We start from the raw sequence: 12,184 nt of genomic DNA on the forward strand, positions 1-12,184 counted from the left end.
GGCTGCATGGGCAAGCTGGTTCAGATCGGGAACATCATCATACGCGTCTATGCGAATGACCACTTACCGCCCCACTTCCACATTATAACACCGGACGCTGATGCTCTTGTCGATATTGGAACGCTGGAGATTTTGCGCGGCAAGCTATCCCGCAGGGCTGAAGCCGAAGCTTTGGCATGGGCGAGAAGTAATGGGAACCTGATTGTCAATGAATGGAATAGGACGAACCCGCGTTTTCCCATTGTAGGAAGGGGAAAGAAGTCATGACACCACGCATCAAAACCATCCTGCCCAAACCGCCTTGCACGCTCATCATCGACTGGGCGGACGGGAGCCAGTCGACCGCGGATCTGACAGGATGGATAGCGACCGGAGGAGAATTGCTCAATCCGCTCCATTCGGCAGAGATCTGGCAGACCGCGACAGTCGCCGACTATGGCGCGACTGTAGAATGGGACGGAGACGACCTGGCAATCGATGCCTATCACCTTTACCAGATCGCTGAGGACCAGCGGGACTTCGATGTGGACGACCTGCGTAAATGGCAGGAGGAAATCGGCCTTTCCAACAATGAGGCGGCGGATTTTCTCGGCGTCACGTTACGGACGTGGAACAACTATCGTGCAGGCACGCCCGTAAGCCACGCGGTCAAGATGCTGTTGCGGGCCACCCAGCGCGACCCGCTTCTCATGCATGCGCATTTCCGGCCACGCCGTCCCGGACGCCCGAAACACGCGGCGTAAGACGGCTGCCGGCAGCGCTATATCCGCCGTCCATCCGCCCCGAACAGATGAGTCTTCGAAAGATCGAACGCAAAGGGAATGGTCTCGCCGACGCGGATCTGGCGCTGGCCGTCCAGCAGCACGGTGGCGGGCTGGCCGTCGGGGGTGTTGGTGTAAACCACCGTCGAGCCGCCGAGATGTTCCACAAGCTGGATGGAGGCTTCGCCGAGCGAGGATGGGGCCTGCGGGTTCACATGTTCCGGGCGCACGCCGAAGGTGAGCGGTTCCCCCTGCTGCGCGGCGACCGGTTTTTCCAATACGATGCGCTGTCCCGCCACTTCAATGGTGCGGTTGGAGGTGTCGCCTGGAGCCACCTTTGCGGAGAGGAAATTCATCTTCGGCGAGCCGATGAAACCGGCCACGAACTGGTTGGCGGGATTGTTGTAAAGATCGAGCGGCCGACCGACCTGCATGATCCGGCCGTCGCGCAGCACGACGATCTTGTCGGCCATGGTCATGGCTTCCACCTGGTCGTGCGTCACATAGATCATCGTGCTGCCGAGCGTCTGGTGCAGCTTGGCGATTTCAACACGCATCTGCACGCGCAGCTCCGCGTCGAGGTTGGAGAGCGGTTCGTCGAACAGAAAGATTTTCGGCTCGCGCACGATGGCGCGACCAATGGCGACACGCTGGCGCTGGCCGCCGGAAAGCGCCTTCGGCTTGCGCTGCAACAGCGGCCCGATCTGCAGGATATCGGCGGCCTTCTGCACGCGTGCCTCGACTTCCGGTTTTTTGTAGCCCGCCGTTTCCAGCCCGAAGGCGAGGTTCTTGTAGACGCTCATATGCGGATAGAGCGCATAGGACTGGAAGACCATGGCGATGCCGCGTTTCGATGCGGCGGTTTCGTTGACCCTCTCACCGTCGATGCGAAGATCCCCTTCGGAGATTTCCTCAAGCCCGGCGATCATGCGCAGAAGCGTGGATTTGCCACAGCCCGAAGGGCCGACAAAAACGGTGAACTCGCCCGGCTCGATCTTGAGATCGATGCCGTGGATGACCGGAAAAGCGCCGAACCGCTTGACGATTTTTTCGAGCGTAATGCTGCTTGCCATGCTGTTTCTCCCGACTGTCGCGCCGCATGCGGGACGGCTGCGACAGTGTTGATTGTCTTAAAGTGCGTTCCCGATCCGGGTCCCGTTCAGCGTTTCATTCCTGTCGTCGCGATGCCTTCAATCAGCAGCCGTTGGAAGAACAGGAAAAACAGGAAGACGGGCACCAGCGACAGGTTGGACATGGCGAAAAGCGAGGTCCAGTCCGAACTGCCGGTGGAATCCACGAAGGACCTGAGGCCGAGCTGCACGGTGTAGGTGTTGATGTCGTTCAGATAGATCAGCGGACCGAAAAAATCGTCCCAGGTCCAGATGAAGGAAAAGATGGCGGCGGTTGCCAGAACCGGCAACGACAAGGGCAACATGATCTTCCAGTAGATGCGGAAGGGCGAGCAGCCATCCATGACCGCCGCCTCGTCCAGTTCACGCGGAATGCCGCGGAAGAACTGCACCATCAGGAAGATGAAGAAGGCGTCCGTCGCCAGATACTTCGGCAGGATCAGCGGCAGCGAGGTGTTCACCCAGCCCATTTCAAGGAACAGGATATATTGCGGGATGAGCACGACGTGATAGGGCAGCATCAGGGTGCCGAGCATCAGCGCGAACCAGAAATTGCGTCCACCGAACCGCAGCCTCGCAAAAGCAAAGGCGGTGAGCGAGCAGCCGACCACATTGCCGATGGTGGCGAGCACCGAGATGAAGAAGGAGTTCCAGAAGAACTGACCGAAACTCACCTGCAGCCCGGTCCAGCCACGGATATAACCGCCGATATCGACCGACGAGGGGATGAGCGACGAAGAACCGAACAGCTCATCCTGTGGACGGAACGAACCTGAAATCATCCACAGGATCGGATAGAGCATCGCGAATGATGCGATGATCAGCGCCGTGTGGAGCATCACCGATTTCAGCGGCGAGCGTTGCGGGCCTTGACCCGGTCGGGGGGCGGTAACAGCGTCAGTCATCGTAATGTACCCAGTATTTTGCGCTGAGGAACGAGAAGGCCGTGAACAGCGAGATGATGATCACCAGTATCCAGGCAAGCGCCGAGGCATAGCCCATGCGGAAGAAACCGAAAGCTTCCTGATAGAGGTAGAGCGTGTAGAACAGCGTCGAATTGATGGGCCCACCCGTGCCTTCGGAGATGATGAAGGCTGGCGTGAAGGCCTTGAAGGCGTCGATGGTCTGGATGACAGCGTTGAAAAAGATCACCGGCGTCAGAAGGGGCAGCGTAATACGGAAGAACTGCCGCACTTTGCTCGCGCCATCGATTTCGGCGGCCTCGTACATATCCTGCGGAATTTGTCTCAGACCAGCGAGGAAGATGATCATCGGCGAACCGAACTGCCAGACCGACAGGATGACCAGAGTGTAGATCGAATAATCCGGATTGGAAATCCAGCTCGGTCCCTCGTAACCGAAAGCCTGCCAGAGGATCATGTTGACGAGACCGTCAGAGGCGAAAAGCTGGCGCCAGAGAACGGCGATTGCGACACTCGAACCCAGCAGCGACGGCAGATAGAAGATTGCCCGGTAGAGGGTGAGACCGCGAATGCCGCGATTGAAAGCGAGCGCCACCAGCAGCGCGAAGATCAGCTTCAGCGGCACCGACAGCAGCACATAGGTAAAGGTGACCTGCATGGCGGCGGCAAATTTCGGGTCGGCCGTGGCGATGCGCACATAATTGGCCGCACCAACCCAGTCCGGCGACTGCAACAGGTCGTAATTGGTGAAAGACAGATAAAGCGACGCAAGCGCCGGGCCGAGGGTAAGGCCGAAAAAGCCGATGAGCCAGGGCAGAAGAAACAGGTAGGCGTGAATGTTGCGGTCGAACATCCGCCTCATGCCGCCCCGCTTCGGGAGAGCCGCGCCACGGCTCTCCCCCACAAGAGTTTCAGATCGAAAGGCCATAAACCATCACTTCCGTTTGATAACGGTTTCGGATTCCTTGACGAGGCGGTCACCGCCTTCTTTCGGGGTGATCTTGCCGAAGCCGACTTCTTCCGCCGTACGTTTCAGGACAAAGGCAAACTCCCCCGCCCCCGGAGGCGGCGCCGGCGGCAGATCGCCGACGCCGGGGGTAATCTCGGCGATATATTCCACCATGCTCTTGCTGACTTCATCGAGCTTGGGGGTAAGCGCATTGCGCATGGATTCCGAAGCAGGAACACCGCGCTCCACACCGAGAATATCGATACCCTCAGGTTCCGCGACGAGGAAATTGATGAAACCAACCGCCTGCTCGATGCCGGCGCTGCCGGCGGCAACGCTGATCAACATGGAGGGCTTGAGGTAGTGGCCGGATGGGCCATCCTTCGTGCTCTTTGGATAAGAGCTTATCGCCAGCTTCGCCTTGTTGAGCTTCTGATAACCGACGAACTGGTTGGAATGAGCAAATGCGGTTGCCGCTTTGCCCGTCGTCAGGGGGTTCGTTTCTATGTTGAGCTGGTCGAGTGCCTGCACATCGGCGGGCACGCAGGCGCCGCTCTTGCGCAGATCCGCCCAGAGCGTGAACCATTTGGTCGCGTCAGCAGGATCGAAGCCGATGCCGCCATCCTGCGTATAAAGCGACTTGCCGTTCTGGCGAAGCCAGTTTTCGAAGCTCGGTTCCACGCCGCTCGCATCGGCCGTGGCATAATAACCGGGTTTCGGCTTATTCTTGCTGAGCTTGGCGGCGTTTTCGGCAAACTCTTCCCAGGTCTGGCCGATCGCTGGCGGTGTCGCGCCGGATTTTTCCCAGGCCGCCTTGTCGAAGAAAACGGCGCTGGAATTGACGCCGAGATTGATGCCGTAAAGCTTGCCATCGACCCTGCCGGAATCGATGTTCATCTTGCCGAAATCCTCGATCTTCAGGCCCTTGCCAATATACTCGTCCAGCGGCGCAAGCGCGCCGCGACGGCCATATTCGAAGATGTAGCGATAATCCATCTGGATCAGGTCAGGCGCATTGCGGCCCGCCACCTGGGTGGCAAGGCGCGGCCAGTAATCGCTCCAGCCGGCGAATTCCCCGGCAATGTCGAGATCCGGCTTAACCTGCTTATAGGCTGCTATCGCCTTGTTGGTGCGATCGGCGCGCTCCTGCGAACCCCACCACAACATGCGAAGTCGCGCGGCCTGCGCCTGCGCCGACCCTCCTCCAAATGCTGCTAGCGACAGGGCAGCAAGCCCCGCTGAAAGCACACTTCTCCTGTGAAGCATCACGGACATTGGCAACTCCTCCCTAATGACTGCCAAATTGATGATGAGCGTAAACGACACTTGCCGTTTTATAACTAATTGGTTACATGGGAACACTGATCGCAAACATTGTCAAGCGGGTGCTTAAATGGAAAAAACGACAAAGGACCAGCCACTCGACGCGGCCCCGCAAGAAACTCCAGCGCCCAAGCGCAAACGCGCGACGGCACAGGTGCGGAACCCTGAAAGAACCCGGGCAGCCATTCTTGAAGCGGCCCGCCGCGAGGTGGCGGCGAAGGGCCTTGCCGGCGCTCGAATCGATGTTGTCGCTCGTCGCGCCGGCACCAACAAACGGATGATCTATCACTATTTCGGCGATAAGGACGCACTTTATCTCGCGGTTCTGGAGGACGCCTATCGCCATATCCGCCACACCGAAAGACGGCTTGACCTGACCCGCAAGCCCCCGTCGGAGGGCTTACGGGAACTTGCACTTTTCACGTGGCATTATTTCCTCGACCATCCGGAATTTCTGAGCATTCTCGCCACCGAAAACCTCAATAAAGCCCGCTATCTCAGGCAATCCCCGACGATCACGGCGATGCATTCGAATTTCATTTCGGAACTTGAAGACGTGTTGCGGCGGGGCAGCGAGGCGGGCGAATTTCGCGACGGCCTCGATCCGATCGACGTCTATTTGACCATCGCCTCGCTCGGCGCTTTCTATCTTTCGAACCGGTTTACGCTGTCGACGATCTTCCAGCGCGACCTGACCGACCCATCTGAACTGGAACGCTGGGGCCAGCATATCGTCCACACCCTGCTTGCTGCAGTGCGGCCAGTCTGAACCAAGAGAAGCGAATTCTCGTTTAACAACAGCGAGGACGCGCTATTCGCATCCGCGAAGCGCGTCGTTTTCTTTTGCACCGCGGTGGGGAAGGCTGACCGCTGCTCTTCTCAAAATCCGAACTTTTCCTGCCAAAAACACCTTGACAGATCGCACTCTTCACGATCACAAATAACCAAATGGTTACAAATAGCCATGTTTGACGGAAGCGGCTTTCGGGAAAAGGCCGCCTTGGGAGGAAATTCATGAAACGTATCGGCGTTATCATGCACGGCATCACCGGCCGCATGGGTTACAACCAGCACCTCGTGCGCTCCGTTCTCGCTATTCGCGATCAGGGCGGCGTGCTTTTGAAGAACGGCGAAAGGGTCATGCTTGACCCCATTCTGGTCGGCCGCAATGGCGCGAAGATCGAGGAAATCGCCAGGAAGCACAATGTTGCCCGCTGGACGACCGATATCGACGCAGCTTTGGCAAACCCCGATGACACGCTGTTCTTCGATGCCGGCACCACGCAGATGCGCGGCAGCCTTTTGGAGAAAGCCATCAAGGCCGGCAAGAACGTCTATTGCGAAAAACCCATTTCCGACACGATGGAAGAGGCGCTGGCAATTGCGAGGCTCGCCGAAAGCGCCGGCGTCAAGCACGGCGTGGTGCAGGATAAGCTGTTCTTGCCCGGCCTGCGAAAGCTCGCCATGCTGCGCGACAGCGGCTTTTTCGGCAAAATCCTCTCCGTGCGGGGCGAATTCGGTTACTGGGTGTTCGAGGGCGACTGGCAGCCGGCGCAGCGCCCGTCATGGAACTACCGCCTGAAGGACGGCGGCGGTATCATTCTCGATATGCTGTGCCACTGGCGTTATGTGCTCGACAATCTCTTCGGCCCGGTGAAATCCGTGAGCTGCCTCGGCGCGACGCACATTCCCGAACGTTTCGATGAACAGGGCAAAGCCTACAAGGCGGATGCGGACGACGCCGCCTACGCCACCTTTGAACTGGAGGGCGGGATTATCGCCCACATCAACTCTTCATGGGCGGTGCGCGTGCGTCGCGACGATCTCGTCACCTTCCAAGTAGATGGCACCCATGGTTCGGCGGTGGCGGGCCTGACGAAATGCTTCACCCAGCACCGCACCAACACGCCAAAGCCGGTGTGGAACCCCGACCAGCCGCAGACCATCGACTTCTACAAGACCTGGCAGGAAGTGCCTGACAATGTCGTCTATGACAACGGCTTCAAGGCGCAGTGGGAAATGTTCGTGCGCCATCTCGTCGACAATGACCCATGGCCCTATGGGCTGATGGAAGGCGTGAAGGGCGTGCAGCTTGCCGAGCTGGGGCTGAGATCGTGGAAGGAACGCCGCTGGCTCGACGTTCCCGCCATTTCCTGAGGAGGCTGACGTGAACGAACTCAAGCTTCCGAAGGACGACCGCAGCATCGAGGTCTACACGCTGTCCGGCACACCGGTCGCTGTTGAAAAACGAAGTGCTGCGGATTTCAACCGCGTCGCCTTCGCCGCCGCTCACGTGGTGGCCGATCCGCTTGCCGACAACGATCCGTGGCTGACACCGGCCATCGACTGGGATGCGACCTTACGTTTCCGTTACCGGCTGTGGGACCTCGGCCTTGGCGTGGCCGAAGCCATGGACACGGCGCAGCGCGGCATGGGGCTGGCATGGCCGCAGGCGCAGGAGCTGATCTCCCGGTCGCTGAAGGAAGCCGCCAGTCGCAAGGATGCGCTGATTGCCTGCGGGGTGGGCACCGATCATCTGAACGGCAGCGGTTACGATCTGAATCAGATTGTCCACTCTTACCTTGAACAGCTTGATTTTGTTCAGGGTGAAGGCGGTCGCGTTATCCTGATGGCGAGCCGCGCTCTGGCCGCTGCCGCTCGTTCCCCGGATGATTATCTCACGGCTTATTCCAGAGTGCTCTCGCGCGCCGAGCAGAAAGTTGTGATCCACTGGCTGGGCGAGATGTTCGACCCGGCGCTTGAGGGTTATTGGGGCTCGGGCGACCATATGATGGCGATGGACACCTGCCTTGCCATGATAGAGGAGAATGCCGACAAGATCGACGGCATCAAGATTTCGCTTCTTTCCAAGGAGAAGGAAATTGCCATGCGCCGCCGCCTGCCCGCGGGCGTGCGCATGTATACCGGTGACGATTTCAATTATGCCGAATTGATCGCCGGCGACGCACAAGGACATTCGGACGCCCTGCTCGGCATTTTCGACGCCATTGCGCCCGCCGCCTCCAAAGCTCTCGCTAGTCTGAAGCGCGGCGCTGACAATGAATTCTTCGACATTCTGGAGCCGACGGTGGCGCTCTCGCGTCACATCTTCAAGGCACCTACCCGCTTCTACAAGACAGGTGTGGTGTTCCTCGCCTACCTCAACGGATCGCAGGACCATTTCACCATGGTTGGCGGACAGGAAAGCACTCGTTCCACGCAGCATTTCGCCGAGCTTTTCCGGCTGGCGGACAAGGCCAACGTGCTGGCTGAACCTGACCTGGCGACGCACCGCATGAAGGCGTTCCTTTCGGTCCGGGGCATCGGCTAAGGCAGCAGAACCAGGGGAGATATCGATATGAGCCTTGAAGGCCTTTCAATCAATTTCGCCACCGTGCGGCAAGGCGCTAACTTCAGCGCCATTGTTGACGCCTGCCTCGCCCACGGCATCACAGCTATCTCGCCGTGGCGCGAGCAGGTCCACGGGATCGGGCTGACCGAAGCCGCGCGCATCGTCGAAGCGAACGGCCTGCGCCTTTCCGGCCATTGCCGTGGCGGCTTTTTCCCCGCCACCGATGCCGAAGGCCGCCGGCTCGCCATCGAGGACAATAAACGCGCCGTCGATGAGGCCGCGGCCATGAATGCGGACTGCCTCGTGCTTGTCGTGGGCGGCCTTCCCGCCGGTTCGCGCGATCTTAAAGGTGCGCGGCAGATGGTGGAGGACGGCATGGCCGAACTTCTTCCCTACGCCCGAGCCGCCGGCGTGCCACTCGCCATAGAGCCGCTTCATCCCTTTTATGCTGCGGACCGGGCCTGTTTCAACACGCTCAAACAGTCGCTCGATCTCTGTGATCGGCTGGGCGAAGGAACCGGCGTCGCGATCGACGTCTACCATGTCTGGTGGGATCCGGAACTGGAGGAGCAGGTGGCGCGTGCGGGCAGGAACGGGCAAATTCTCGCCCACCACATCTGCGATTGGCTGGTGCCGACCACCGATCCGCTCAATGATCGCGGCATGATGGGCGACGGCGTGATTGATCTCAAGGCGTTTCGCGCCATGATCGAGGCCGCCGGCTTCCACGGCCCGCAGGAAGTGGAGATTTTCTCGCATCGCTGGCAGGCACGGCCGATGGATGAGGTTCTGTCCACCGTGGTCGAGCGATTCAAGACTGTTTGTTGATTATCCGGGAGAGTGACAATGCCTGAAAGGGTGAAACGCAAACGTTACGCGCTGGTCGGCACCGGCAATCGCGGCACCACCATGTGGGGCCGCGAATTGCTGGCCGGCTGGAGCGATTATGTCGAGCTGGTAGGCATTTGCGACCTGAACCTGATGCGCGCCGAACGCGCCCGCGCCATGATGGGATCGATCGCGCCGCTTTACGATGATTTCGACCAAATGATGCTGGAGCAGCGCCCGGAACTGGTAATCGTCTGCACCCCTGACGACACGCATGATGACATTATCATCCGTGCGCTGGAAGGCGGAGCCGATGTCATCAGCGAAAAACCGATGACCACTACCCCGGAGAAGATCGATCGCATTCGCGCGGCGGAAGCCAAAAGCGGTCGCCGTGTCGACGTGTCGTTCAATTACCGTTTCTCCCCCACCGCCGCCCGCATCAAGGAGCTGATCGACGAAGGCGCCATCGGCACGGTAACCTCGGTCGATTTCCACTGGTATCTCGATAACCACCACGGCGCGGATTATTTCCGCCGCTGGCACGCCTTCACCGAACATTCCGGCAGTCTGTTCGTCCACAAGGCCACCCACCATTTCGATCTCTTGAACTGGTATCTCGATTCCGACCCCGTGGAAGTGAAGGGGTTCGGACAGCTGCTGCATTATGGCAAGAATGGCCCGTTCCGCGGAACGCGCTGTCGCACCTGTCCGCACAAGGATGAGTGTGATTATTTCATGGATCTCGGTGCCGATCCCTTCCTTGATGCTCTCTATGAAGACCCGTCGAGCATTGACGGCTACATGCGTGATGCCTGTGTCTTCCGGGAGGAGATCGACATTCCCGACACGATGAGCGCTTCGATCCGTTACGAGAGCGGCGTGCAGGTTTCCTATTCGCTCAACACCTACATGCCGATAGAGGGCCACCACGTTGCCTTCAATGGCCACAAGGGTCGCATCGAGATGCGCCAATATGAAAAGCAGCCGTGGACCGAACCCCCTGCCGACGAAATCCTCGTCGTCAAAAGTTTTGGCGGCGGTGTCGAGCGCATATGGGTGCCGCATGAGCCGGGCGGCCACTATGGCGGGGACAACCGTATGCGCGACATGATTTTCAAGCCTGGCTCCAATGATCGGCTGCGGCAGCGGGCGGGCTCACGCGCAGGCGCCATGTCCGTTCTGACCGGCGTGGCGGCCCTGAAAAGCGCCCGTGAAGGCGGATCCCAGCCTATAAAATCGCTGCCGCTTTAGTCTTCGATCCGCAGACAAGGTTGTTGCTGCTCAATTTACGAAAAAGAACGGGCGATATTCCGCAGATTACGCGCTTCTTCCCTACCGGTAGAGTGACTGCCGGGGGAAGAAAGAGTGAGTCATGTCCAGTTTGCAGTCCATCGTTCCGCTTATCGTCATCGTCCTCTGCCTCATTGTGTTCTTCAAGTGGGTGGGACGGGATATGAACCGCGAAGAGAAAAAACCGCGTTCCCGACGCTAAGCTCGTTCTCCTGAAGCGTTCTCCGCCTTGATTGCGGAACCTCGTCTGCGCAACAGCGTTTTCCCGTCAAAAGGAGAACCTTCATGACGCAAGAGCAAACGCCAAAACGCGATGATAACAAGCCCTCCAAGGCCAGCGATATTCCGCCGGCGGGTCCCCACGCCAAACCCTCGCTTACAGACAATGAAAAGACCCCTGGCGCCGGCAGCCTGCCGGATGGCGATGGCAAGGATGTCACGCCGGGCTCCGGTTGACGCCAATAGCGCCGAAATATCATACATTTAATATATCTCGGCGCATTAACAGCAGCTTAGCCTTCAAATACGAGACGAAAATCCTGTTTCTCCGCTTCGGTCATTGCAAAATCAAAAATTGAGCCTATATTTGCTTCATCGACCATTGCTTGTGACGTCGTTCTGGAACAGACTGTTCCCCGTCGGATTTCCTCTCAAATAATCGATCTTATCCCGCAAGGTATCGCGGGAACCACAACGATTCTACGAAAGGAAATCGTTATGAACACTGGTACTGTAAAGTGGTTTAACGCCACCAAGGGCTTCGGCTTCATTCAGCCTGACAACGGCGGCACGGACGTTTTCGTTCACATCTCCGCTGTTGAGCGCGCAGGCATGCGTTCTCTGAACGACGGCCAGAAGATCAGCTACGAGATCGTCCAGGACCGTCGTTCTGGCAAAAGCTCGGCTGACAACCTTCAGGCAGCTTGATATTCGTCATTTCCAAACCGCAGACCACGGATGTACTGGCTGCAGGTTAGGATGACTGTGAGAGGTCGGGTCAACGCCCGGCCTTTTGTTTTTGGGCCATGGAGGTCCTATGCGTAAAAATTCCTACAAGTCCGGGGACACGGTTTTTCTGAAGCCCGGTGTCATCGGCAACAACCAGCCCAAAGGTCCTGCGCGCGTGATGTCCGTCATGCCGGAGGGACAGGGCGTCGTTCGTCTCAGGGTGCGCTTCCAGCAGGAAAATTTCGACCGCAGTATTGCGATCGACGAAATAGATTTGTCAGCGTCCACCACGCCGACGCCACGCGCCAGCGAAAACACGTCGGTGCGCGAAGCGGGATCCAGCTGGATCAACCTGAGTTCCATCAAAGTCAGAAAGTAGCAGCGTCGGCTGCTAAAGGAGAATTTCTTGCAAGTACTCGTCCGCGACAACAATGTAGACCAAGCCCTTCGCGTTCTGAAAAAGAGAATGCAGCGCGAGGGCATATTCCGCGAAATGCGTGCACGCGAATCCTACGAAAAGCCTTCGGAAAAGCGGGTCCGTGAACAGGCCGAAGCCGTGCGTCGTCATCGCAAGCTGGAAAAGAAGAAGATGCAGCGTGAGGGCCTGCTGCCGGCGCCGAAGAAGGCTGCCCGCACCCGCTAAGCCGCTCGACACTGCTCTTGCCCAAAGGAGAATG

Annotated in this window: 15 protein-coding genes; 11 read left to right on the forward strand and 4 right to left on the reverse strand. The window is 58.6% G+C overall.

The window, feature by feature from the left end; genetic code table 11:
- The first annotated feature begins 6 nt into the window (after window positions 1–6).
- Together AT6N2_RS14630 and AT6N2_RS14635 are read left to right on the forward strand one after the other, a co-directional pair.
- On the forward strand, window positions 7–267 hold the full coding sequence (locus AT6N2_RS14630) for a DUF4160 domain-containing protein (protein ID WP_209089873.1): 261 nt from the start codon (window positions 7–9) through the stop codon (window positions 265–267).
- Complete coding sequence (locus tag AT6N2_RS14635) at window positions 264–743, forward strand: hypothetical protein (protein ID WP_144577959.1); 480 nt, start codon at window positions 264–266, stop codon at window positions 741–743. Before AT6N2_RS14630 ends, AT6N2_RS14635 begins: the two co-directional genes overlap by 4 nt.
- A gap of 17 nt (window positions 744–760) precedes the next feature.
- Here the strand turns inward: AT6N2_RS14635 and AT6N2_RS14640 are convergent, their stop codons facing one another.
- The 4 genes from AT6N2_RS14640 to AT6N2_RS14655 all read right to left on the reverse strand — a co-directional run bounded on the left by AT6N2_RS14640 (window position 761) and on the right by AT6N2_RS14655 (window position 5,038).
- Window positions 761–1,834, reverse strand: a complete 1,074-nt coding sequence (locus AT6N2_RS14640; RefSeq protein WP_209089874.1) for an ABC transporter ATP-binding protein — start codon at window positions 1,832–1,834, stop codon at window positions 761–763.
- An 86-nt stretch (window positions 1,835–1,920) separates the two neighbouring features.
- Window positions 1,921–2,796, reverse strand: coding sequence for a carbohydrate ABC transporter permease (locus AT6N2_RS14645; RefSeq protein WP_209089875.1), 876 nt, complete (start codon window positions 2,794–2,796; stop codon window positions 1,921–1,923).
- The gene (locus AT6N2_RS14650) at window positions 2,789–3,676 is read right to left on the reverse strand and encodes a carbohydrate ABC transporter permease (RefSeq protein WP_010972768.1); all 888 of its coding nucleotides are present in this window, start codon (window positions 3,674–3,676) and stop codon (window positions 2,789–2,791) included. Before AT6N2_RS14650 ends, AT6N2_RS14645 begins: the two co-directional genes overlap by 8 nt.
- 72 nt (window positions 3,677–3,748) lie before the next feature.
- Window positions 3,749–5,038, reverse strand: a complete 1,290-nt coding sequence (locus tag AT6N2_RS14655) for an ABC transporter substrate-binding protein (protein WP_209089876.1) — start codon at window positions 5,036–5,038, stop codon at window positions 3,749–3,751.
- Window positions 5,039–5,156: 118 nt separating this feature from the next.
- Between AT6N2_RS14655 and AT6N2_RS14660 the strand changes: the two genes are divergently transcribed.
- The 9 genes from AT6N2_RS14660 to rpsU all read left to right on the forward strand — a co-directional run bounded on the left by AT6N2_RS14660 (window position 5,157) and on the right by rpsU (window position 12,150).
- A complete protein-coding gene (locus AT6N2_RS14660; RefSeq protein WP_144577955.1) occupies window positions 5,157–5,855 on the forward strand; it encodes a TetR/AcrR family transcriptional regulator in 699 nt (232 codons plus the stop codon).
- A 245-nt stretch (window positions 5,856–6,100) separates the two neighbouring features.
- Entirely contained in the window at window positions 6,101–7,243 is a 1,143-nt protein-coding gene (locus AT6N2_RS14665) for a Gfo/Idh/MocA family protein (protein ID WP_186376847.1), read from the forward strand.
- Window positions 7,244–7,253: 10 nt separating this feature from the next.
- Complete coding sequence (locus tag AT6N2_RS14670) at window positions 7,254–8,417, forward strand: dihydrodipicolinate synthase family protein (RefSeq protein WP_209089878.1); 1,164 nt, start codon at window positions 7,254–7,256, stop codon at window positions 8,415–8,417.
- 27 nt (window positions 8,418–8,444) lie between these two features.
- Window positions 8,445–9,266 (forward strand): sugar phosphate isomerase/epimerase family protein, encoded by an 822-nt coding sequence (locus AT6N2_RS14675; RefSeq protein WP_209089880.1) that lies wholly within the window; start codon window positions 8,445–8,447, stop codon window positions 9,264–9,266.
- 18 nt (window positions 9,267–9,284) lie between these two features.
- A complete protein-coding gene (locus AT6N2_RS14680) occupies window positions 9,285–10,520 on the forward strand; it encodes a Gfo/Idh/MocA family protein (RefSeq protein WP_209089884.1) in 1,236 nt (411 codons plus the stop codon).
- A 324-nt stretch (window positions 10,521–10,844) separates the two neighbouring features.
- A complete protein-coding gene (locus tag AT6N2_RS14685) occupies window positions 10,845–11,015 on the forward strand; it encodes a hypothetical protein (RefSeq protein ID WP_209089887.1) in 171 nt (56 codons plus the stop codon).
- Between the two features lie 261 nt (window positions 11,016–11,276).
- Window positions 11,277–11,486, forward strand: coding sequence for a cold-shock protein (locus AT6N2_RS14690; RefSeq protein ID WP_003508146.1), 210 nt, complete (start codon window positions 11,277–11,279; stop codon window positions 11,484–11,486).
- Window positions 11,487–11,595: 109 nt separating this feature from the next.
- Window positions 11,596–11,886: a cold-shock protein gene (locus tag AT6N2_RS14695; RefSeq protein WP_209089889.1), complete on the forward strand. Its 291-nt coding sequence runs from the start codon at window positions 11,596–11,598 to the stop codon at window positions 11,884–11,886.
- A gap of 27 nt (window positions 11,887–11,913) precedes the next feature.
- Window positions 11,914–12,150 (forward strand): 30S ribosomal protein S21, encoded by a 237-nt coding sequence (gene rpsU, locus AT6N2_RS14700; protein ID WP_063949907.1) that lies wholly within the window; start codon window positions 11,914–11,916, stop codon window positions 12,148–12,150.
- The last annotated feature ends 34 nt before the right edge of the window (window positions 12,151–12,184 follow it).

The sequence above is a fragment of the Agrobacterium tumefaciens genome (genome assembly GCF_017726655.1).
Classification (GTDB): Bacteria; Pseudomonadota; Alphaproteobacteria; order Rhizobiales; family Rhizobiaceae; genus Agrobacterium; species Agrobacterium tumefaciens_B.

Excerpts from the sequence above, each read along its gene's own strand:
- AT6N2_RS14685 (WP_209089887.1), top strand. The coding sequence starts at position 10,845 with ATGACGCAAGAGCAAACGCCAAAACGCGATGATAACAAGCCCTCCAAG.
- AT6N2_RS14680 (WP_209089884.1), top strand. The coding sequence starts at position 9,285 with ATGCCTGAAAGGGTGAAACGCAAACGTTACGCGCTGGTCGGCACCGGC.
- AT6N2_RS14650 (WP_010972768.1), bottom strand. The coding sequence starts at position 3,676 with ATGAGGCGGATGTTCGACCGCAACATTCACGCCTACCTGTTTCTTCTG.
- AT6N2_RS14695 (WP_209089889.1), top strand. The coding sequence starts at position 11,596 with ATGCGTAAAAATTCCTACAAGTCCGGGGACACGGTTTTTCTGAAGCCC.
- AT6N2_RS14655 (WP_209089876.1), bottom strand. The coding sequence starts at position 5,038 with ATGTCCGTGATGCTTCACAGGAGAAGTGTGCTTTCAGCGGGGCTTGCT.
- AT6N2_RS14635 (WP_144577959.1), top strand. The coding sequence starts at position 264 with ATGACACCACGCATCAAAACCATCCTGCCCAAACCGCCTTGCACGCTC.
- AT6N2_RS14645 (WP_209089875.1), bottom strand. The coding sequence starts at position 2,796 with ATGACTGACGCTGTTACCGCCCCCCGACCGGGTCAAGGCCCGCAACGC.
- AT6N2_RS14660 (WP_144577955.1), top strand. The coding sequence starts at position 5,157 with ATGGAAAAAACGACAAAGGACCAGCCACTCGACGCGGCCCCGCAAGAA.
- AT6N2_RS14690 (WP_003508146.1), top strand. The coding sequence starts at position 11,277 with ATGAACACTGGTACTGTAAAGTGGTTTAACGCCACCAAGGGCTTCGGC.
- AT6N2_RS14665 (WP_186376847.1), top strand. The coding sequence starts at position 6,101 with ATGAAACGTATCGGCGTTATCATGCACGGCATCACCGGCCGCATGGGT.
- AT6N2_RS14675 (WP_209089880.1), top strand. The coding sequence starts at position 8,445 with ATGAGCCTTGAAGGCCTTTCAATCAATTTCGCCACCGTGCGGCAAGGC.
- AT6N2_RS14630 (WP_209089873.1), top strand. The coding sequence starts at position 7 with ATGGGCAAGCTGGTTCAGATCGGGAACATCATCATACGCGTCTATGCG.
- AT6N2_RS14640 (WP_209089874.1), bottom strand. The coding sequence starts at position 1,834 with ATGGCAAGCAGCATTACGCTCGAAAAAATCGTCAAGCGGTTCGGCGCT.